Genomic DNA, 19,926 nt, shown 5'->3' on the forward strand with positions numbered 1-19,926 from the left:
TTCGCCCCGTGTCCGCAGCCCACTCCCAGCGCGCTCGCCGCCGGGTGCGGGCCGAGCGCTCTTGACAGGGTGACCGCGTTCGCTACCCTACTTTCTGGGAGCGCTCCCAGGAATCGGGTATTGCTCAAAGGAGAGCAGATGACGCAGTGGAGAAAGGCGTTCGGCGCGCTGGCCGCGGCTGTCGTGGCCGCGAGCGGGTTGGTCGCCTTGGGCGCGACTGGCCAGGTCGCCGCGGCGGCAAGCGGTACGGGTAGCGGATACCTGCACACCAGCGGCAACAAGATCCTGGACAACACCGGCGCGACGGTCCGGCTGACCGGCATCAACTGGTTCGGGATGGAGACCGACAACAAGACCTTCCACGGCCTGTGGTCCAGCCGCACCTGGCGCCAGCAGCTCGACCAGATGGCTCAGCTGGGCTACAACACGCTGCGCGTGCCGTTCTCCGACGACGCGCTGAAACCCGATGCCAAGGCCACCGGGATCAACGACTACACCAATCCCGATCTGATCGGGCTCTCGCCACTGCAGATCCTCGACAAGGTGATCGGCTACGCGGGCCAAAAGGGAATGCGCGTCATCCTCGACCGGCACCGGCCGACCAGTTCGGGGCAGACCCCGCTCTGGTACACCGCGGGCGTCCCCGAGAGCACCTGGATCAACGACTGGAAGACGCTCGCCCAGCGCTACGCGGGCAACACCACGGTCATCGGCGCGGACCTGCACAACGAGCCGCACGCCGAGGGCACCAACCCGGCCGCGACCGGCGCGTGCTGGGGCTGCGGCGACACCGCCCGCGACTGGCGGCTGGCCGCCGAACGCGCGGGCAACGCGATCCTGGGCGTACAGCCGAACTGGCTGATCTTCGTCGAGGGCGTGAGCTGCCCGAGTGGCGGGCTGTCGAACGTGTGGGACGGCGACCCGTCCAACGACGAGGACTGCGGCTGGTGGGGCGGGAACCTGTCGAAGGCCGGCGAGTTCCCCGTACGCCTGTCCGTGCCGGGCCGGCTGGTGTACTCCCCGCACGAGTACGCCACCTCGGTCTACAACCAGCCGTGGTTCAGCGCTCCCGACTACCCGGCGAACCTGACCGCGATCTGGGACAAGTACTGGGGCTACCTGTACAAGCAGAACATCGCACCGCTGATGATGGGTGAGTTCGGCACCACGCTGGCGAACCCGGTCGACAAGGTGTGGCTGGAGAAGCTGATGGCTTACACCGGGACCGGCGTCAACGGCATCTCGTTCACCTACTGGTCGTGGAACCCCAACTCCGGCGACACGGGCGGCATCCTCAACGACGACTGGACCACGGTCAACCAGGCGAAGCAGAGCATCCTCCAGCCCTACCTCATCCCGCCTGCCGGCGGCGGACCCGACCCGACGACGACCACTCCCACGACCCCCACGACCGGCGGCGGCACCGGCGGGTGCAAGACGGCGTGGAAGCTGGACAATTCCTGGCCGGGCGGCTTCCAGGGCGCGCTGACGGTGACCAACACCGCGACGAGCGCCGCCAATCCGTGGAAGGTCGTGTTCACCCTGCCCGCCGGGGCCACCGTCGCCAGCGGCTGGAACGGCACCTTCACCCAGAGCGGCACCACGGTCACGGTGACCGCGCCGTCCCACAGCCCGTCTCTGGGCGCGGGAGCGGCCGTGTCGCTCGGCTTCACCGCCAACGGCACGTCGGGCGCACCGTCGGCCGTCACGCTCAACGCGGCGGCCTGCACCACGTGACCGGTCCTGGCTGCGGTGCCGGCCGGGCGCCGCAGCCAGGCCACGTCCTGTTCTTCGGCCCGTCCCGGCGCAGGTCAGCCGACGCGGTCTGCCAGCTGGGCGTTGTTGTAGACGGTCACCGCGTCGCAGGCGGGCGGACCGACGAAGCTGAGGTACCGGTGACGACCAGGGCGATCGGGTACTGGTCGTACTGCCAGACGCAGCTGTACCGGGCCCGGCCCTGCTCGTCGGTCCACGAGCCGGAGATCCTCGAGCCCACGATCGTCGGGTCGCCGGTGATCATGAAATTGCGCTCCGGGGTGCCGATCGCACGCTCGTAGGTGCCGACGATCGCCTGGTCGGCCCGCGCGCCGTCGGGAGCAGGTGTAGCTGGAGCTTTCGTTCGACACGACGATCGGATATGGCCGAGGGGGTGTGCGCGGCCCCGATCGGGCTCCGCGGCCCCCCTCGGCACACCTCTCGGACGGTGACGCGTCGGCGTCAGCTCGACCGGTTCGCCCACCACTGCTGGCCGGCTTCGGGCAGGGTGGAGATCGGGTCGTAGTAGGGGTACCGGCGCTGCAGCGCCTCGCCACGATCCTCGGCATCAGCCTTATCGACACTGGTCAGGTAGTTCTTCGTCCAGTACGAGATCCCCAGCTCCCGGTCGTAGTCGGCGAGCTGGTGCACCCAAACCCGCCAGTGCTCGGCGTTCGGGATCATGTCGCACTTATGCCACTGCGGCGGAATCTTCACACTGTGAGCGTGTCTGACCTGCGGTGATCGCGATCGCGAACGTCCACTATGGACCTCTGGGCCGCTTCTGGGCCGTATGCGGTACACGCGATCCGAGTCCCGTCTACTGCACAAGGTTCGCGGTCGCGCCTGCTAGGCCAGTTGGGACTGTCAACAGACCTTATGAAGCATAGGGTCTGCCGTCGGCTTGTGTCGTCGCTGGATCGAATGACGAATGCCCCTCGCGTTCCAATCGTGACGACGTACTTGTCGTCAGAGCGCGTAGCGCACGCTGCAGATATCGCCTGCTCGAGGCATTGATGAAGACGCCATTGGGTCGGCCGGAGAGGCGGGCGCCTGATGGAACTACACAGAGTCATGCATTGGCCAGCTACGGCATGATTCCGGGCGTGCCGGCGGCGGCCGCGGTCGACGTCGCGCGCAACAAAGCCGATCTGCTGCCAGGCTGATGATGACCATTACATTGCACAGGGTCAACTGAAATGACAGGAAGGTGACTCTTCGTCACAATTGCGGCATGACCCCTCCCCGAACGGGGAGAACATGCCGTGTGACTGAGCCGGTTGTCGATCTGGCTCGAGTCGATCTTTTGTAGAAGCCAGCTGGCGCGGTCGTAAACGATGAACCTTACCGAGTCGCGCAGGGTTGCGGCGATTCGTCGATTCCGTGCGCGATCAGGATCTGTCGGGCGCGGGCAAGATTATTGTGCGAACATCGGTGGATGGTCGGTCGATTGGTGTGTCGGACGCAGATACCTGGCATGGCGGGGCCGGTGGCGTTCAGCGCGGATGGGTCCGCCGTCGCTGTAACGAGCACGGTGTTCAACGATGGCGTGTTCGCCGAGGATGTCGTCCAGGTCTTGGACGCGCGGACAGGTGCGCCGCGCTTTGCGACCAGGTATGCGGCCGGGGCGCTGTCCGACCGGGTAGTGTTCAGCCCGAACGGAGCGCTGGTCGCCGCCAGTGGTTCGCACAGTCTGCTGGTGCTCGACGCCGTGACCGGGGCGGTGAAATGGTCCCGTGAGTTCGAGATGTTCGTGGTGCCGCCGTCATTCAATTCGGACGGGGAGCTGCTGCTGGCCGGCTTCACTCGTGCGGCGTCGATGTTCCTGGCCGAGACAGGTGGTCAGCTGTGGGAACGGCCGGTGGACGAACTGAAGGTGCTCGCCTTTCACCCGGGCGGAAGAATCTTCGCCGAGGCATGTCTCGATGCGTCGGGGAGAGGCAACGTCTCCATCGCCGACGGGGAGAACGGACGGCCGGAGCTTTCGCGACCGGTGCCGGAACGGCTGCGGGCGCTCGCCTACAACGGCGACGGGAGCATGATCGCCTTCGGCGGCTTCTCGGGACTGGCGGGTTTGCTTGACTCGACGACCGGGGAGATACGCGGGCTGTTCGCCCACGCCGCGGGCGCACCGGATGTGTTCCAGCTCGCATGCAGCCCGGACAGCAAGCTCGTGGCTACCCGGGACACGAACTCGGTCACCAGAGTGTACGACGCGGGCACATTCGCACTGCGGCGCACTATCGCCAACATCGGCGACCTGACGACGCCTGACGTGCTGGAGTTCAGTCCGGATTCGAAATCGCTGCTGGTGAACAAGGGACGCCACCGTGTCCGGGCGATCGACATGGCGACGGGTGCCGAGCTCTACGTCCTGGAGCACAACAATCCCGATCCGATGGGGCCGTTCATGGAGTCGGCCGTCTTCAGCCGTGACGGCAAACGGGTGGCGACCACAGGCGGTGACAAGGTGGTCAAGGTGTTCGACCCCTTCAGCACCGACGTGGTCGAACTCGCCCATGACGGGGCCGTGCGCGCGCTGGCCTTCGCCCCCGACGCCCACGCTGTCTCGACTGGCTCCGCGGACTCGTCCGCACGCGTCTTCGTCGCCGCGACCGGAGAAGAGCGGGCGCGACTGAACCACGGGGGGCCGGTTTGTTCGGTCGCGTGGATACCGACCGGTTCACTGGTCGTCAGCGGGTCGGCCGACCGGATGGTGCGGGTCTTCGACAGTACCGACGCCACCGAGCGGTTCCGGCTGGCGCACGAGGGCACGGTGGTCGCGGTTGCCGCGAGTGTCGACGGGCGCAAAGTCGCCAGCGGCAGCGAGGACGGCAGGGCTCGGCTCATCGATCTTGAGGTGGGTACCCAGCAGAGCAGCATCTCGCACGACGGACCGGTCGTGGCGGTCGTGTTCAGCGGTGACAAGAAATGGCTGGGCACCGCGAGCCTCGACGGCACGGCGCGGCTGATCAACACCACGTCCGGGACGGAGCACCTGCGGCTCAACCTGGACGGGCCGGTGCGGGCGGTGGCGTTCAGCGCCGACGGGCGGTGGTTTGCCGCGGGGGGAGATGACCGCACCGCCCGGCTTTTCGAGATCGAGAACGGCGGCGAGCGCTGCAGGGTCGTCCACGGCGGTGCGGTGCTATCGCTGGCCTTTCATCCGAACAGCGCCGTCGTCGCCGCCGGCTGCGCCGACGGGATGGCGCGGACGTTCGCCGCGCCCGGTGGGCAGTCCTTGGCCACGCTGTCGCACGCGGGTGCGGTCGGGATGGTTGCGTTCAGCGCCTCGGGCTTGGTCGCCACCGCCGGCGATGACCAGACCGCCCGGGTGTTCGTGGCGGACTCCGGTGTCGAACAGGTCCGTCACGAACACCCCGGCCTGGTCGCCGCGGTGGCTTTCAGCCCTGACGGAGGCCGCCTCGCGACAGCCTGCGCGGACGGCGTCGCCAGGATCTTCGAGGTTTAGGGCTGATGTCCGGGGAGTTTGGTTTCGCTGGAGTAGAAGCGGGCCACGTGATTCCTGGACAGCTCCACTTCACAACCGGAGGTCCTCAGGACTCCGCGTCTTCTCGGCGGCGGTCGAGTTTCACCGGTATGCGCACGCCTTTGACCGTGACCGTGACCTCGGTCCGTTCGCCCTTGCCGCAGAGGACCACCCGTCGGTACCCACCGTCGTAGCGACTGACCATGGTGCCGCCGTCTTTGCGGGGATACGCCACCCCGTCGGGCACCGTTTGCTCCTCGTCGCTTTCGAATGGGCAGTGACTCGACTTGAAGATCACGTCCTCCGGCCGGAACGGGCCGAGGAACTCGCCTTTGGGGTCACGCGGGTACACCGTGATCGCGGTGCGGGTGGACCCGTCGGGCGTGGGCAGCCCTCGGACCACCACCTTCGTCGTCTGCGGGTCGATGCTGATGCCGACCCACTTGGAGACGGTGAGCACCCGGGAGAACTCGCTGCCGTCGGACAACACACCGGTGATCGTGAAGCGCCAGGTGTACGTGCCCTCCATGTCCGTATCGACGAACCGGTTGGCGAAGTTTCCGTCGCCTTGGGCTCCATCGTCATGCGCGCCGTCATCGAACAGCTCCGCCGAGCCGTCGGCGAAGATCGACGGAGGCCTCTTGATCGGCAGTCCGTCCGGCAGGTCATGGCGGCGCAGCAGATCGGCGAGCATCGCCGCCTTGGGCGCGTGCGGGTCCGGCAAGTTCGGCGGGCCGGGCTTGTACCTGGCGCCGTTGGTCGCGAGGAACGTGCCCAGCGATTGGCTCGGCCTGGCCAGTTCCACCACGACCTTCGCCTCGGTGATCGGCTCGTCCCCCGCGCGCAGCCGGGCGGTGATCACCATGTCGTCGCCGGTGTCGTAGCGGTCCCGGTCGAAGACGATGTCGGCCCGCACGAAAAGGTCGACGAACACCAACAGGTCGCCATCGGGTATCGCCAGCGCGGTCCCACCGTTGTCCCTGTGCACAATCTCCCACTCGGTGGCGGGCACCGCGGTCTCGTCACCGCCGAACATCGCGGCGACGTCGACCCAGGCGAACCCGTGCTTCGGACACTTCTTGACCGCGGCCGCCACCGGTGTGAACGTGGTTCCGCCCGCGCGCCTGCTCGCGAGTTCGATCGTGTCGGTCGTGGCCAGCCACTCCACCGCGACCGCCAACCTGCTGACCCCGGGGTCGACCTTCACGACCCGCGCGGTCGACCCGCTGGGCGGGTCCGGGATGACCCGTTGCGCGGCCTGCGACAGCGACACCATCTGCGCCATCGCGTCACCGACCTCGCTCGCGTCGACGATGTGCCGATACACGCCTTGGGACTGGCCGGCCAACGCGTCGAGCACATCCTCCTGGACCAAGGCGCCCAAGCCGATCGTGTAAAACGAAAGGCGGGCGTTGACGTCCTGCCTGGACATGCCCGTCTGCCGCGCGACGGCGAACTTCTGGGTGTCGGGGTGGGCAGGCGTGTTCGGGCTGACCACGACCGATCCGGTGTTCTCGTGGCCGTCGGTCACCAGGACGATGGTGAAATGCGGGTTGTTGGTCACGCCGAGGGTGGCGAGGTCGTCGATCGCCTTGATCAACCCGTCGCCGATGGGGGTGCAGGTGCCGGGTGAGCCGAACGCCACCCCGGCGATCGCCCCGTCGGCCGCCGCGATCGCCGAGGGGCCGAGAACCGAGCCGATCAGCGGGCTGATCGGCGGCAGATGCCAGTGAGAGACAGCGTCCTCGAATACGATCTCCTCGACCCGGTCGGCCGCGTGCACCCCCGACCGCAGCGCCACGTACAGGTTCGCCAGGATCTGCGCGGCGTTCTTCGCGTTCTCCCACCGGGCTCCGGACATGCTCCCGGACCGGTCGAGGACCAGCGCCAGGTGCTGTGGCCGCGGGTCGATGGTGAGCGGCTGGGTCGCCGCGGTGGCGCTGAGGAAGCCGACTGGTCCCGGGCAACCGCCCTCGAACCACACCTGCAGGCCCAGGGTGATCGACTTCGAGCCGTAGACCCCGGGCGCGTTGAACACCAGCGCGGGCCCCGCTGCGCACGCGGGGAACTCGGTGATAGCGACGAACCCGGTCTTGGTCCAGCTGTGGTGTGCCGGCGGTGCGGGCGTGCCGATCACCGTGGGCGCCGCGGCGGTCCCGGTCGCCGCGGCGGCGGTGAGGGTCACGGCATCGGTCTCTCGCACGGTCGAGCCGATCAGGCTCGGTGCGGCGATGGTGAACGCGGCCACCGGGTCGCACATGATCCGGGTGATGGTCAGGTCGGCGGGCTGGTTGTCGTTCTGGGCGAACTGCCAGGATTGCCCCGCGGGCGCCGACGCGCGCACCGACCACACTTCGCCCGCCACGGCGGCCGCGGTCGCGCGGATCTCGCAGTCGACCACGAGGTCGGGCCCGGCCAGGGTCACGGTGGCCACGATCCTGCGATTGGCGAAGGTGACAATGTCGTTGACGTCGCCGCCGACGGCGACGGGCAGCGCCAAGGTCGTCGCGCCTTTGGACAGGATGACCTGCACGCCGGCCGCGGCGGACGGGAAGCGGATCTGCACCGCGGCAAAGGGTGACGTGGTGACCACGTCCAGGCTCAGGTCGGCCACCAGCGCCTTGGTGTTGACCGCTGTGTACACAGCGGACCCGGTCACGGCTGGGCTCAGTGATGGGGCAGGCATGTTCGCTTCCTCTCACACGGCCGTGATGAGCCGTTTGTAGTAGACGCTGGCGTTGCCGTCGCGGTCGGTGGACCAGAAGATCCAGATCGAGGTGTCGGGCGCGACCAAGGCAAACGGCGAACTGTCGTCGCCCGCCACCGTGGTGAGCTGCCGGGGAGCGCCCCAGCCGCCGGTCGCCGGGTCGCGACGCAGCGCGAACAGGTCGCCCGCGCCCACCGGCCCCCGGGTCCAGAACAGCCAGATCCCGCCGTCGACGTCCTCGACCGCGCCTGGCATCCGGTCGTTCGGCCCGGTACCCGGCACGGCTGTGACCGCCTCCCAGCTGCCCGCCCGGAACCGGCGGGACATGAGGTCGCCTGCGGTGCTGTTGTGCCAGAACACCCATACGTCGCCCGACTTCATGCACAGCACGAATGGCTGCTGGTCCGCCGCCGCGCCACCGGAGTCGTGGGTGGCTTCGTTGGCGACGGCGCCCGATGCCGGGTCCAGTTGCAGTGCCCGGATGTCGCCGCCGAACCGGAAGGCCGCCCACACCTTGGAGGAGGTGTCGACCGCGGCGTGGAAGTCACGCACCGTCGTGGTCGTGCCGGACAGCTCCACTGGGCCTGCCGCGTCCGCCCAGGCGCTGGTGGTGTGGTTCCACCGCCGGTACTGCCACCGGTTGGTGGTCGACAGGTGGAAGAAGACGGTGACCAACTGCCCCGTGACGGTCAGGAAGGGAGTGGACTCGGCCACGCCCGCCGTAGCGGCCACAGCGATCTCCGGGGCGGCGCCGATCCCGCCCAGCGGCGCTCGTTTCATCGCGATGTCCGAACCCGCGCCGATCCCGGTCTGGTAGGCGACCAGCAGATCCCCGTTGGGCAGTACCGCGGTGTGCGGGTCGAGGTGGGCGGTCCCGGAGGTGACCTGCTGGGGCGGGCTGACGAACCCGCCCGCCATGGCCGCGAGGTCCATCCGGGTGGCGAAGACCTGTTCGACACCGCCGACCCGGTCGCTGTACCAGGCCGCGACCAGCCCGCCTGTCTTGTCGAGCAGGAACGCCCGGCGCGGCACGTCCAGCGCGGCGGAGGAGTCGACGGCCTTGTCCGACGTGCTGGGCAGTTCTCCGCGCAGCAGTGCGTTGATCGCCTCCCGCAGGCTGATCGGCGGCCGGCCGCGGCCGAGCCGGTAGTCATCGACGTCGGTTCCGAGCACGTCCTCGACCAGGGTCGCGGGTGGCACGAACAGCCTGCGCTGCCGCTTGTCGGTCACGTCGCCGGGTTGCACCTTGGCGTCGTTCTTACGCCGCTGGACCGTCGCCAGCGCCGAGTAAACGTGGCCGCGCAGGTGGTCGGCGTCGCCGGGAACAGGCGCGGTGAGTCCGGCGCGAACCCGCACGACCCACTCACGACTGGTCCGGGCGCACGACTCCACACCGAGACCGGAGTGGATCAGCTCCGGCACCTCGTCCGGGGTCACCAACCGCTCCCAGAGGTCGAGGTAGGCGCACATCACGCCGTCGGCAGGCGACGCGGTCAGCTTCGCCACGACCGGGACGCCGAGCTTGGCCGCCAGCGCAACAGCGCCCGGAAAGGTCTCGTGCAGCCGCTGCTGGGTGAAGCGTGCATCGGCGGTGATGATCACGTCCAGCCCGTCGACGATGATGCGCCCGACGTGCCGCAACGCGATGTCGATCTCGGCCGTGCCGCCCGCGGCGGGTGGCGCACCCACTTTGATCGTGAAGTCGTCGGAGAGGCCATCGCCGATGATCTGGAAGCCATTGTTCCCCTCCGGCACGCCGTCCCCGACGAACCACTTCAGGAACGCTCGCAGCTCGAACTTGCGGATGTCGTCGAGTTCGTTGACGTCAGCGTCGACGATCGGCACGCCCTGCTGGATGCGGACGTTGACATAGGTGCTCAACGGCTTGAACGTGCTGGCGGACATGATGGCCATGACCTGCTCCCAGGATCAGAAGGTCAGCCAGATCGTCCGCTGCAACGTGCTCGCGGGGTCCTTGGCGATGACGAGATGGGTGACGTAGTTGATCAAGACTGTGCCGCCGGCGAGCGTGGCGATCAGACCGAATTCGCGCAGGCTCGCGCTCGCGTGGCCGGCGTCCGGCCAAGCGGGCAGATTCGGGCCGAGTGTCGCCTGGATCTGCAGGCGGTTGGTCGGCGCCACGGAGACCGCGTTGCCGGCGAGAAAGTCCAGTTTCATTGCCGTGGGGCCGACGGTGAACGGGTGCGGGTCGACCAGCGTGGTCTGCGCGCTCGTCGCCAGCGGTGGACCGGTGCTGTCCCACGCGGGCAGGCCCGCGCCGACCTGCATGCCGACCAACCCGGAGGTGGGTGGGCTGCCGCGCAGCATGGCGGCCAGCAGAGCCCGGCAACTGGCCGCGATCGCATTGGACCGCCACCCCCGGTCCAGCACGACCCGGCCCGCGGCGTCGAGCACGATGTCGCGGTACCGGCCGCGAAGACCGTCGAGGGATTCGGCGTCGGTCATCACTCCTCCTGGGGTCGGGTGGCAGATCATTGCGGTGGCGGCCACCAGCTGCGGGTGCGCATGGTCGGTGGGTCGGAGAGGTCGACGGTGCGCCGCATGCCGTCGGTGCTGAGGAACAGCAGCCACCCCGGCAGCGCGACCGCGGTCTGTTCGGTGATCCCGGGCAGGACCTCGGCGAAGGGATAGGCGTCTGAATAGGAGTCGGTGAGCGGGTTCACCGCGTCGAACACGTCTTCCCCGAGTTCCTCGGAATTGAGCACGATCACCGCGCGCAGGTTCACGGGCAGGAACCGGCGCAACAGTTGGCGAAGCCGGTCGGCGTCGCGGCCGGTGAGCGGGCGCCCGGCGGGTCCGCGCTCGACGTAGAGGCCGATGGTGCCCGGCGTGTACACCTCATCCGGCGCGGGCGGGGTGCCGTCGGGGCGCTGTGGCGTGTAGTCGAGCAGGTCGCCGAACCGCCTGCGGAGCTGGTTGCGGTCGAGGTCGGCGGTGCTCGCGGTGACCGAACCGGCGTACCGGCGGACCGCGGCCTGACCGGGAGCCAGCCTGCTTGTGTCGGGTTCGGTCGGGCCGGGCACCCCGCCGCCGAGCCTGCCGAGCGCGACGTTGGCGTCGCTGCGGAACAGCAGCCAAGGTGGCAGCCCCGGCAGCGTCAAGACTGCGGGGTCACCGTCCCCGGCCGGTCCAGTGGTCACCGGGGACACGGGACCCGCGACCGACGAGGGTGCCAGATCTGCGGCCCATATCCGTGGCCCGCCAGCTCGGTCGGATCGAAAGTACAGGCGCGCGGCGCCCGCGGGCAGCGGCGTCAGCACCGGTTCACGGTCCGTGCGGCCGCCGTTCGGGGCAGGAGTGGTCACGGCGACCGGGGCCGACCACGCGGCCAGCGGGTGATCGAAGTGCCGCACCATGATCCGCCATGTGTCCGCCGGGTCGTCCACACTGGACTTGCGTGCCGACGCCAGCCACAGCCGGGCGCCGTCGCGCAGCACGTGCGGGTCGCGTTCGCCGCCGCCGTCCGCGGCGAACCAGGCCGGTGCCGTCCACGGCCCGTGCAAGCGTCGGGCGCCCGACGGCCCGCCCGCCACCGGCAGCCATCGTGATCCGTCGAAGGACGCCAGCCCCGCCGTGGTGCCCAGCCACACCGACCCGTCCGGCGCGACGAGGACGGCGCGGCAGTCGGGGCTCGGGACACCGTCGGCCACCGTGTGCTGGTCGACGCCCCCCGATCGCACGTGCACCGCTCCCGCGGCGGTCGCCAGCCACACCGCACCCGGCCGCCCCTCGGATCCCGATGGCGCCGCAGCCACGGCCCGCACGTCGCTCGCCGCGGGGTCCGCGCCGGACAGATCGACCGCGGCGATCGCGCCCGCCGGGTCCACCCTCGCCGCGCCGGTCGACGTGGCCACCCAGATCGATCCGTCCTGCGCCTGCGCGCTGTGGCGGACATCGTTGCCGGGCAAGCCGTCCGCGATGGTGAATGTCCGCCACCCGGCCGCGGTCCGGTGCGAGAGCCCGGCAGCCGTGGCGAACCACAGGCCGCCCTCGGCGTCGGCGCAGACGTGTCGCACGTCGGCGTGGCCGAGCCCGTCGGCGGGGGTCACCGTCGACCACGTGCCGTCCGATGCCAGGGCACTCGCCCCGGCATCGGTGGCGAACCACGCAGAGCCGTCGAGGGCGATGGCCACCGCACGCACGTCGTCGCTGACCAGGCCGGACCCCGCCGCCGTCAGCGCGGTGACCGTGCCGTTCGGCGCGCGCACCGCGGCGCCGAGCGCGGTGGCGAACCAGAAAGACCCGTCGGCGTCGGCGACTGCGTCGCGGACGTCGTCGCTGGGCAGCCCCGCGGCCGCGCCGATGGTCGACCACGACCCGTCGGCGGCACACATCCGCGCGCCCGCACTGGTGGCCACGATGGTCTGCCCGTCCCACCGGGTGCGAGCCAGCCGCCACCGGCCGCCGACGTGGGTGCTCCAGAACAGCCGGATCGCGCCGGCCGCGTCCATCGCCGCGGTGCACCCGTTGTGCGTGCCCGCGGGTACCGGCACGAGGTCGGTGGCGGGTCCCCAGTCCATCTCGGTGTCCCAGTCCCCGTGACCCACCAGCCCGCGGTCGCCGAAACCGAGCGCCCGCGCGGCGGTGGACCCGGCCAGGTCGACCCGCACTGCCGTGCGCGGCCCGGCCGCCGCGGTCGTCAGTGAAACAGAGCCGTCGCCGGCCACCGCCGCCTGGACGCCGGTCAGCTGCGCGTTCATCGCGGCGGCGACCTCCGCCGCCGACGCTGCGGCCGGGTCGAGGTAGTCGGCGGCCTGCACGGTGAACACCTCGGCGGGACCGTGGCCCACCAGCCGCATGACCGTGCCCACGGCGAGCCGGAACGGCGCGCTCGCGTCCCCGCGTATCCGGGCGGGGGCGAAGGGGCGGGGGACCCCGACGCGGCAACGCAGTCGTGACCGCCCGGTTGCCGGGTGCTCCACCCACGCCAGCCACAGTTTCCCGTCGGGCAGCGCCACCACGGCCGGATCACCAGCGGGGGCGTCGGGTTGTTCCTCGACGGGGGCGCCGTCCCGCCAGCGCCCGTCAAGCGCCGCCTTGACGTGCAGCCGAGAGAGTTGCCCGCTCGCGCCCACGGTGCTCGCGTGGGCGAGCCACCCTCGCCCTTGGCCGTCCACAGCGGTCGCCGGCCTGCCGCGCGGTCCGCCGTCCAGGGACACCAGGCTCGTCGCGGAGGCCACCACTTCCAGCCGCGAGGCCGGACCGACCAGCAGCGATCGCAGTCGCACCGCGCCGGCCGTGGCCTCGGCACGGCACTCGCCGATCGCGGAGTTGACCACCTCGGCGATCTCGGCCGCCGTCGCCGCGCCGATGTCGGCGAAGTCGGCCGCGCCGAAGGTGATCGTGGCGGGCGAACCCGCGTCCACGCCGATGGTGAGCGTCATGCCCGCCCGCAGCGGGAAGGGCTCGGCGGCGGACCCGGTCAGTACGGCGGCCGACGCGGCGCCGCCGTTCGCCATGGCGTTCGGCGGCAGGTAGCCGAGCAACCCGGCTGTCTCGTCGGTCCCGCACCACCGGCCGGAGTGCTGGACCGCGGCGAATACGTTGCGCTGCGGGGCGACGTTCGAGCGAACCACGTGCTGGGCGAACTCGGCGACCCTGGTCGACCAGCCGGTGTAGTGGTCCACGACGCTGCGCAGCCCGGGGATCGTGCCGACGGCGCCGTAGAACCCGGGTGCGTTGCGGATCTCATTGCGCTGCTGGGCGATGTCCTCGTCCGCGGTCAGGTCCCAGCCGATCCACTGCGCCAGCATCGGCAGGAACCGGTAGTCCACTTCGGACACGTCGCGCAGCATCCGCAGGCCGTCGGCCGAACTGCGCACCGAGTCCAGCGCGGCGCCGAAGACGTCGATGAACCGGCGCAGCTGACCACCGGCCGCGGCGGCCTCCGGCAGCAGTGCGGTCACCGGGTCCCGCGTGGCCGTGACGGTGTCGTGGCGCCGGTAGATCTGCGGCACCATCTCGTAGAGCGCCCGATGGTGCCGGTGCACCTCGCCCGCGGTCGCCGTGGCGCGCAGCCGTGCGGGACGCTCCGACGGTAGTGGGCTGTCGAGCTGGTAGTAGTACGGAACACCGCCGGCCAACTCGGCCCCGAGTCCGCCCGCGTCGAGCAGCTCGACCTCGCGGCGCAGCATCGACCGGTCCGGCCCGAACACCGTGCGCACGCTGCGGCGCAGCACCTCGACCGGCTGCCCCTGCCGGACCTCGGCGACCGAACACGTGCGTTCCCGGACCCGGTCGGCACCGTCGACGCTGTCGACGTCGGGAAGGTCACGCACGAGCAGCGCGTCGGGCACCGGGACGGGCGGGAACGTCGCACTGTCGTAGAGCACGTACGGATCGCCGGGACCGGCGGCCGGGAACTCGAAGTCGCGGCGCTTGCGCCGCACGGTCACCGGGGGCTGCTCGGCGACGGTCTCCCCGGCATCGGCCACGAACGTCCAGCGCAGCACGACCCGCCTGCCCACCAGGTCGGCGTTCGCGGCGAAGGACTCGATTCTCATGGCGTCCCTGTTGACTCGTCGGGCTCAAGGTCATCGGTGTCACGACAGTGATGTGCGGACGTGCACGTGCACGCTGCCCGCCACCGGTATCTCGAACGCACCCACCTCCAATCTGCCGTCGCGCGCCACCTCGGTCGAGATCGCCACCCGTAGGAACGACGGCAGCTGCTCCATCGGCGGAAGCCCGTACTTGGCCAGCTGCGCGTCGAGGTCCGGTTCCGGATCGTCGTGTCGGCGGAACCGGGTGACGTTGGCGCCCAGCACGCCGGGGACCGACTCGGCGATGGCGTAAACATCGGACTGGAACAGCGTCTGGCCGAAGTCCACGCGGTCGAACGCGAGCAGCTCGGCCAGTGCCGCCTCCACCTGGCCCGCCACCGACTCGGCGACGAAGCGATCGTCGATCAGCAGTTCCACGCTGATGTCCACCGCCACCGCGCGCGCGTCGAGCACCCGGACGAGGGTGCAGGCCATCCGCTTGTCCTCGAAGTAGCCGATCAGCCGGTGCCGCAGCGACTCCGGCATCGGCCGTAGCACGTCGCCCGCGGGCGCGACGTAGATTTCGATCTGGTTCCACGCCGTGCTGTGTGCGCGCACCTTGGCCACCGATCCCGTGCGGTGCGCGAGCGCGACGTAGTCGCTGGTCGTCACCGCGCGGTTGGTCGACCGGAACGCGAAGGGCGCGTAGCGCGCCGCGTGCTCGGACCGCTCGGCGTCGGTACCGCCCGCTGCGCCCGCAAGGTTGGTCACCGCGCGCAGCCCGGGGATCGCCGTCAGAGCCGTTGTGACCGTCCCCGCGGCCAGATTGCCGCGCGCGCCCTCACACACCCGGTAGGTCGCGCGGATGTTGTCGGCGCCGGCCGGGGGGCGCCTGCCCGCGCCGAAGACGACGTGCGGTGTGCCGGTGGCGTCGATCAGCAGCTGGTAGTGCCGGGCCTCCGGGTGCGAGAACACCGCGCGCCCGTCCGCGGCGATGTCGAACAGCAGGCTGGTCCGCCGGTCCCAGCCCACCCAGCCCGCGCCTTCGTCAACCTCCACCATCACCGAGTCGACGACCACGGCGGCGTCCGGGAACCGGAACGTCTGGTTCGGCTCGGCGCTCGACGAGCCGATCAGGACCGGACCCACCACGCGGCTCTGCTCCACGGGCAGCCGCTCGTAGTGCACGACCGCGGTGCCGTCCGCGTCGACCACGGGCCGGACCTGGTCCGAGGCGAGCGCGATGTCGAGATCGGGACCGAGGTAGGTGAACTCGACCGGCGCGCCGGCGGGCGGACGGGAGGCAAACCGCGCGCCGCGCGGGATCGTCACCGTGGTCGGCGCGGCCGGGGCGGTGAAGGTCAGCAGCAGGTCGGCCATGGCCGGTCCGGCCGGGGACAGCTCGTAGCCGATGAGCCGCAACAGGTCGACGACGCTCTGCCGCTCGGTCGCGGTGCCCGGGAACAGGTCGCTGGCGATGCGGTCCTGGTAGTACAGGACTATGTCGCCGACGTAGGCGAACATGTCGATCAGCAGCATGCCCAGGTCGGCGGGGGACTGGTCGGTCCACTCCGGGAGCCGATGCTTGGCCAAGCGCAGCATCGCCGCCCGCAGGGACCGGAAGTCCTTGTCGGTGTAGTCGATTGCCGGGACGGCCGGTTCGATGCTCATCGCGGCCCGCCTAAACCAACGGGACGATCATTTCGGCGGCCACCGGCTTGTCCGTGTGCACGTAGTTGAGCACCAGCCGCAGCTCATCATCCACCTTGGACAGGTGGGCCCTGGTGACCACCACGCGCCGCTCCCACCGCACCACTGCCTCGTGGGCCTGCCTACGCAGCAGGCTCTCGGTGGCCGCGTCGTTCGGCTCGTGCACCAAGGCGTGGATGCCGGAGCCGAACTCGCGCAGCATCGGCCGTTCGCCGAGCCGGGTGCCCAGCACCACCCTCAGGTCGTCGCGGATCTTCTCGGCGCCCTCGGTCCAGGCGACACCGCCGGTCTGCGGGTCGATCCGGAACGGGAAAGCCGCTCCTCGGGGGTCGGACATCGCGGTCTCCTGGTCAGTCGAGTGGACAGGGCGGCGGGGCGATCGCCGGCAGCGGCGGGATCGCGGGTGGGCTGGGCAGTCCCGGGATCGCCGGGGTGGGAATCGGGATGGTGGGAATCGGGGGCAGGGCGAGGCCGGGCAAGTCCGGCAGGGTGAGGGTGGGCGGCGCGGGGATCGCGGGCAGGCCGGGTGGCCCGGGGATCGCCGGGATCGGGATGAGGACACCGGGAATCGGGGGGAGCGGCAGGCCGGGCAAGTCCGGCACGGCGAGGGTGGGCGGCGCCGGGATCGCCGGCAGGCCGGGTGGCCCGGGGATCGCCGGGATCGGGATGGGGATTGCCGGGAGCTCAGGAAAAGTGCAGCGGCTCACGTGACCACCACCGAACTGCTCAAGTGCACACCGGGAACCAGTTGCAGCGGCTGCAGTTCCACGGAGGGCAACGTCGGCGAGCCGGGCGCGGCGGTGGGGTGGACATGGGTGAGCAGCACCTGCCAGAGGGTCTTGAACTGGTTGGCCAGCAGGGTCGGCTCACTCGCTCCGGCGCCCAGTGCCACGGCCGTCGCGTTGACGACCACTTTGGCCGCGCTGACGTGCACGGTGTCGCCGGTGATGTCGACCATCGTCCCGTCGGGGTTGACCAGCGCGATCCCCTTCGCGCCGAGCGCGACGTGGTTGCCGTGCTCCTCGACGAGGCTCGCCGCGCCGTTCTTGGCGTCCAGGTGCAGGTGGGAGCCGTTCGGGTTGTACAGCAGCACCCCGCCGTCCTTGTCGATCGACAGGAACGCGTCGCCGCTGTGCTTGATCAGGATCCGTTCCTCGCCCTCGGTGTCGACGATCTCCACCGTGTGCCCGGCCGCGGTCTTGATCACCCGGTGGGTCGGCGGGGACTGGCTCGCCTCCGGGGGAGTGGTGCCCGGCGGGTACCAGACACCGACCCACACGGGCCGTGTCGGATCGCCCGCCTCGAACTCCACCCACACATCGGTCCCTGCGGGCGGTACGAAGAAGTGTCCATACGGCAGGCACGGCTCGGCCATGACCTCGGCCACCTCGCCGAACACGTCCGGCACCTGCACCTTGAGCAGGCCCTGGTGCTGATCGTCAGCGTTGTCGACGACCTTGCCGCGGAACTTGCCGAACACCCGGTCGGTCTTGTCTTCGTACATGGGCGTCTCCTCAGCGGGTGGCGGTGAACTTGGTGAAATAACTCGATCTCGTGCGGTTCTCCGAGCGTTCGCGCCGGTAGACGTGGTTGACCTTCCGCAGATACCACTCGCCCTCCGCCCACGGGGCGACGCCGCCGATGCGCACCCGCGCCTTGGCTCGCATCAGGACGGTGCCCGTCGCGACCCCGGAGCCGAGCAGGCCGACGACCTTGGTCGGATCGGTCATGGTGCGCTCCGTGACGTCGGCCGCGGTGCCCGCCGCCGCCCCGCTGACCCGCGCCGTGGGCCTGCGCAGCCGGGCGTCGGCGACCGCGGCCAGTTCCGCCAGCGACTCCGCCGCCGCGCGCCTGCCCGGACCGAGGTCCTTGTCGCGTTCGGTGGCCGGCGGCGGCAGCGGCGGCCGCGGCGCCTGCTCGGCACCCGGCTGGGCGATGGGAACACCGCTGGTGGGGTCGATCGTGCTGGCCTCCCGCACCGGGTTCGCACCGGAACTGATCCGCTCATAGGTGAATTCGAGAAGTTCGCCGCTGCCCCGGCAGTAGCTCAGGTTGCCCACCGGGGCGGCCGACGCGACCTGGGTGATGGGGACGAAGTAGAAGTTCGACTTCCCCTTCCCGTCGAATTCGACGAACGCCAGGCAGCCCTGCTTCTCGGCTTGGCCACGCACGAACTCCCACTCGGTGAGGTTGGCCGGACGCTGGGGACGGCGCTCGTCGAGCAGCGCGTCGTTGGCGGGCTGGATCTGGAACGGCACCAGTTTGTACTCGGGTCTGCTCACGACCCGGCGCACGACCTCGCTGAGCCTTTCGCCCGGCTGCCACTCCATCGGGTCGAACGTGCGCTTGGTCATCAGGGACGTGAAGTCCAGCGCGGTCAGTTCCAGGGTCTGCCCGGTCGGGCCAGCCAGCACGCGTGCGCTGGACACCACGCCCTCGAAGATCGTCGCCGTCTCCGTGCGCCACCCCATGGCGATCCGCACGAACAACCCCTCGAAGGACAGGTGGGCCAGAACCGATGTGCTGTCGTCGAAGACGATCGTGGCCTTGTCGGTGAGCCGGTCGTCGTCTTCGACGTCGACCGAAGCCAGCGGGGGCGACACGTCGCGCCACTCGGTGCCGTCGGCGCTCATCGTCACCACCGCCGTGGCCGCCTCGTCCTGGGGCTCGGCCATCAGAACACCCGCTCCCGGCTGGGCAGCTCGTGGCGGCCACTCGCGGGCACGGCGACTGCATCGCCAGGGCGCAGGTCCAGCGGGAAGCGCGCCGGGTTGGCGTCGGCGATGCGCCACCACACCTCGCTGTTCCCGTAGTAGCGCCACGCGAGGTACTCGATGTCCTCCACCCCGGTGATCCGGTGCTGGTAGTCCACCGCGTCGGTCGGCGGGGGAGTGTGCCTGCGGATCGCGACCGTCGGCCGCGGGGTACCCGCGGAGTCGGGGGCGTTGACCACGGGGTGGCCGCGGTAGCGGGACATGATCGACACCGTCATGGCGGCACTCCTCAGATTTCGAAGACGTTCTGGACCAGGCCCGCTCCGGGGACCGCCTGGACCCAGTCGTCGGCGGTGAGCTGGCCGTAGGACTTGGCGACCTCGATGACCCGGCCGATCGAGTCGAGGCTGGTGGCGATCGAGTGCGTCTGCTCGTTGAGCGTGAGGCTGACCTCGGCGCGCTCCGGGGTCAGGTCGGACTTGAACTTGGTGACCTTGATGTTCAGGTCGGTCATCACGCAGTCGAGTTCGACGTCGCCGAGCTTGAGCGCGCACAGCGGCGGCCGGGCCGGCTGGCAGAACCTCTGCCCGCTCGCCCACGCCAACACGTCGCTGACCGCGTCCCAAGCCGGGTTCATGAACGAGCGCAGCACCGCGAGGCTGGGTTCGATACGCCCACCGAAGCGCTGGTCGCCGGTCTTGGCACCGGTTCCCACCTCTGGGTCGGGGATGTCGGGCATCGGTCGCGCGTCGAGGGTGAAGTCCAGGGCGAACGTGCGCGGCTTGCCCGCTTCGGCCTCCAGCGCCTTGGTACCCACGAGCAGGCTGCCGAATTCCTTGAGGTCGTCGAGGACCCCGGAGACGTTGCCGAACCCGGTCGCGGCCGCGGTGCGGTTGAACGACCACTTGCCGAAGTTGTTCGTCTCGCGATACCCGTAGCTCTTCTTCTCCGACATCATCTCCGGGTGGAACTGGAACCGGAAGATCAGCGGCGGGATGTTGAGCACGTTCGCCAGATAGCCCGCACTGCGTTTTGCCACCATCGTCG

At 70.1% G+C, this 19,926-nt stretch carries 14 protein-coding genes and 1 pseudogene; 2 read left to right on the plus strand and 13 right to left on the minus strand.

Annotated elements, in window-relative coordinates; all coding sequences use genetic code 11:
- Positions 1 to 138: 138 nt before the first annotated feature.
- Positions 139 to 1,737 carry a cellulase family glycosylhydrolase gene (locus AB0F52_RS15080; RefSeq protein WP_360169988.1) on the plus strand — a complete coding sequence of 533 codons (1,599 nt, stop codon included), beginning with the start codon at positions 139 to 141 and terminating at the stop codon, positions 1,735 to 1,737.
- Positions 1,738 to 1,852: 115 nt separating this feature from the next.
- Here AB0F52_RS15080 and AB0F52_RS15085 read toward each other — a convergent pair whose 3' ends face one another.
- Positions 1,853 to 2,020, minus strand: a complete 168-nt coding sequence (locus tag AB0F52_RS15085; RefSeq protein ID WP_360169991.1) for a hypothetical protein — start codon at positions 2,018 to 2,020, stop codon at positions 1,853 to 1,855.
- Positions 2,021 to 2,217: 197 nt separating this feature from the next.
- Positions 2,218 to 2,466 (minus strand): annotated as a pseudogene (locus tag AB0F52_RS15090) (hypothetical protein); the annotation flags it as partial.
- Between the two features lie 766 nt (positions 2,467 to 3,232).
- Between AB0F52_RS15090 and AB0F52_RS15095 the strand changes: the two are divergent.
- Positions 3,233 to 5,227, plus strand: a complete 1,995-nt coding sequence (locus AB0F52_RS15095) for a WD40 repeat domain-containing protein (RefSeq protein ID WP_360169994.1) — start codon at positions 3,233 to 3,235, stop codon at positions 5,225 to 5,227.
- 85 nt (positions 5,228 to 5,312) lie between these two features.
- Here the strand turns inward: AB0F52_RS15095 and AB0F52_RS15100 are convergent, their stop codons facing one another.
- Genes AB0F52_RS15100 through AB0F52_RS15150 form a run of 11 tightly spaced genes read right to left on the minus strand, consistent with a single transcriptional unit; the run spans position 5,313 to position 19,921 of the window.
- Positions 5,313 to 7,904, minus strand: coding sequence for a vWA domain-containing protein (locus AB0F52_RS15100; protein ID WP_360169997.1), 2,592 nt, complete (start codon positions 7,902 to 7,904; stop codon positions 5,313 to 5,315).
- A gap of 39 nt (positions 7,905 to 7,943) precedes the next feature.
- Positions 7,944 to 9,866, minus strand: a complete 1,923-nt coding sequence (locus AB0F52_RS15105; protein WP_360170000.1) for a DUF6519 domain-containing protein — start codon at positions 9,864 to 9,866, stop codon at positions 7,944 to 7,946.
- A 15-nt stretch (positions 9,867 to 9,881) separates the two neighbouring features.
- A complete protein-coding gene (locus tag AB0F52_RS15110) occupies positions 9,882 to 10,418 on the minus strand; it encodes a hypothetical protein (RefSeq protein WP_360170003.1) in 537 nt (178 codons plus the stop codon).
- Between the two features lie 26 nt (positions 10,419 to 10,444).
- Positions 10,445 to 14,476 carry a phage tail protein gene (locus AB0F52_RS15115; protein ID WP_360170006.1) on the minus strand — a complete coding sequence of 1,344 codons (4,032 nt, stop codon included), beginning with the start codon at positions 14,474 to 14,476 and terminating at the stop codon, positions 10,445 to 10,447.
- Between the two features lie 39 nt (positions 14,477 to 14,515).
- Entirely contained in the window at positions 14,516 to 16,126 is a 1,611-nt protein-coding gene (locus AB0F52_RS15120) for a baseplate J/gp47 family protein (protein WP_360170009.1), read from the minus strand.
- A gap of 10 nt (positions 16,127 to 16,136) precedes the next feature.
- Positions 16,137 to 16,502, minus strand: coding sequence for a GPW/gp25 family protein (locus tag AB0F52_RS15125; RefSeq protein ID WP_360170012.1), 366 nt, complete (start codon positions 16,500 to 16,502; stop codon positions 16,137 to 16,139).
- Positions 16,503 to 16,515: 13 nt separating this feature from the next.
- On the minus strand, positions 16,516 to 16,872 hold the full coding sequence (locus tag AB0F52_RS15130; RefSeq protein ID WP_360170015.1) for a hypothetical protein: 357 nt from the start codon (positions 16,870 to 16,872) through the stop codon (positions 16,516 to 16,518).
- Positions 16,869 to 17,669 (minus strand): phage baseplate assembly protein V, encoded by an 801-nt coding sequence (locus AB0F52_RS15135; RefSeq protein WP_360170018.1) that lies wholly within the window; start codon positions 17,667 to 17,669, stop codon positions 16,869 to 16,871. The genes AB0F52_RS15130 and AB0F52_RS15135 overlap by 4 nt, the downstream gene beginning before the upstream one ends.
- Positions 17,670 to 17,679: 10 nt before the next feature.
- Positions 17,680 to 18,840 (minus strand): hypothetical protein, encoded by a 1,161-nt coding sequence (locus AB0F52_RS15140; protein WP_360170021.1) that lies wholly within the window; start codon positions 18,838 to 18,840, stop codon positions 17,680 to 17,682.
- The gene (locus AB0F52_RS15145; protein WP_360170024.1) at positions 18,840 to 19,157 is read right to left on the minus strand and encodes a hypothetical protein; all 318 of its coding nucleotides are present in this window, start codon (positions 19,155 to 19,157) and stop codon (positions 18,840 to 18,842) included. Before AB0F52_RS15145 ends, AB0F52_RS15140 begins: the two co-directional genes overlap by 1 nt.
- Positions 19,158 to 19,168: 11 nt before the next feature.
- Entirely contained in the window at positions 19,169 to 19,921 is a 753-nt protein-coding gene (locus AB0F52_RS15150; protein WP_360170027.1) for a hypothetical protein, read from the minus strand.
- Positions 19,922 to 19,926 lie beyond the last annotated feature (5 nt).

It is taken from the genome of Amycolatopsis sp. NPDC024027, from assembly GCF_040638975.1.
In the GTDB taxonomy this organism is placed as follows: domain Bacteria; phylum Actinomycetota; class Actinomycetes; order Mycobacteriales; family Pseudonocardiaceae; genus Amycolatopsis.

Bases quoted from the DNA above. Each gene is read 5' to 3' on its own strand.
- AB0F52_RS15080 (WP_360169988.1), top strand. From the start codon at position 139: ATGACGCAGTGGAGAAAGGCGTTCGGCGCGCTGGCCGCGGCTGTCGTG.
- AB0F52_RS15085 (WP_360169991.1), bottom strand. From the start codon at position 2,020: ATGATCACCGGCGACCCGACGATCGTGGGCTCGAGGATCTCCGGCTCG.
- AB0F52_RS15095 (WP_360169994.1), top strand. From the start codon at position 3,233: ATGGCGGGGCCGGTGGCGTTCAGCGCGGATGGGTCCGCCGTCGCTGTA.
- AB0F52_RS15105 (WP_360170000.1), bottom strand. From the start codon at position 9,866: ATGGCCATCATGTCCGCCAGCACGTTCAAGCCGTTGAGCACCTATGTC.
- AB0F52_RS15110 (WP_360170003.1), bottom strand. From the start codon at position 10,418: ATGACCGACGCCGAATCCCTCGACGGTCTTCGCGGCCGGTACCGCGAC.
- AB0F52_RS15115 (WP_360170006.1), bottom strand. From the start codon at position 14,476: ATGAGAATCGAGTCCTTCGCCGCGAACGCCGACCTGGTGGGCAGGCGG.
- AB0F52_RS15120 (WP_360170009.1), bottom strand. From the start codon at position 16,126: ATGAGCATCGAACCGGCCGTCCCGGCAATCGACTACACCGACAAGGAC.
- AB0F52_RS15125 (WP_360170012.1), bottom strand. From the start codon at position 16,502: ATGTCCGACCCCCGAGGAGCGGCTTTCCCGTTCCGGATCGACCCGCAG.
- AB0F52_RS15135 (WP_360170018.1), bottom strand. From the start codon at position 17,669: ATGTACGAAGACAAGACCGACCGGGTGTTCGGCAAGTTCCGCGGCAAG.
- AB0F52_RS15140 (WP_360170021.1), bottom strand. From the start codon at position 18,840: ATGGCCGAGCCCCAGGACGAGGCGGCCACGGCGGTGGTGACGATGAGC.
- AB0F52_RS15145 (WP_360170024.1), bottom strand. From the start codon at position 19,157: ATGACGGTGTCGATCATGTCCCGCTACCGCGGCCACCCCGTGGTCAAC.
- AB0F52_RS15150 (WP_360170027.1), bottom strand. From the start codon at position 19,921: ATGGTGGCAAAACGCAGTGCGGGCTATCTGGCGAACGTGCTCAACATC.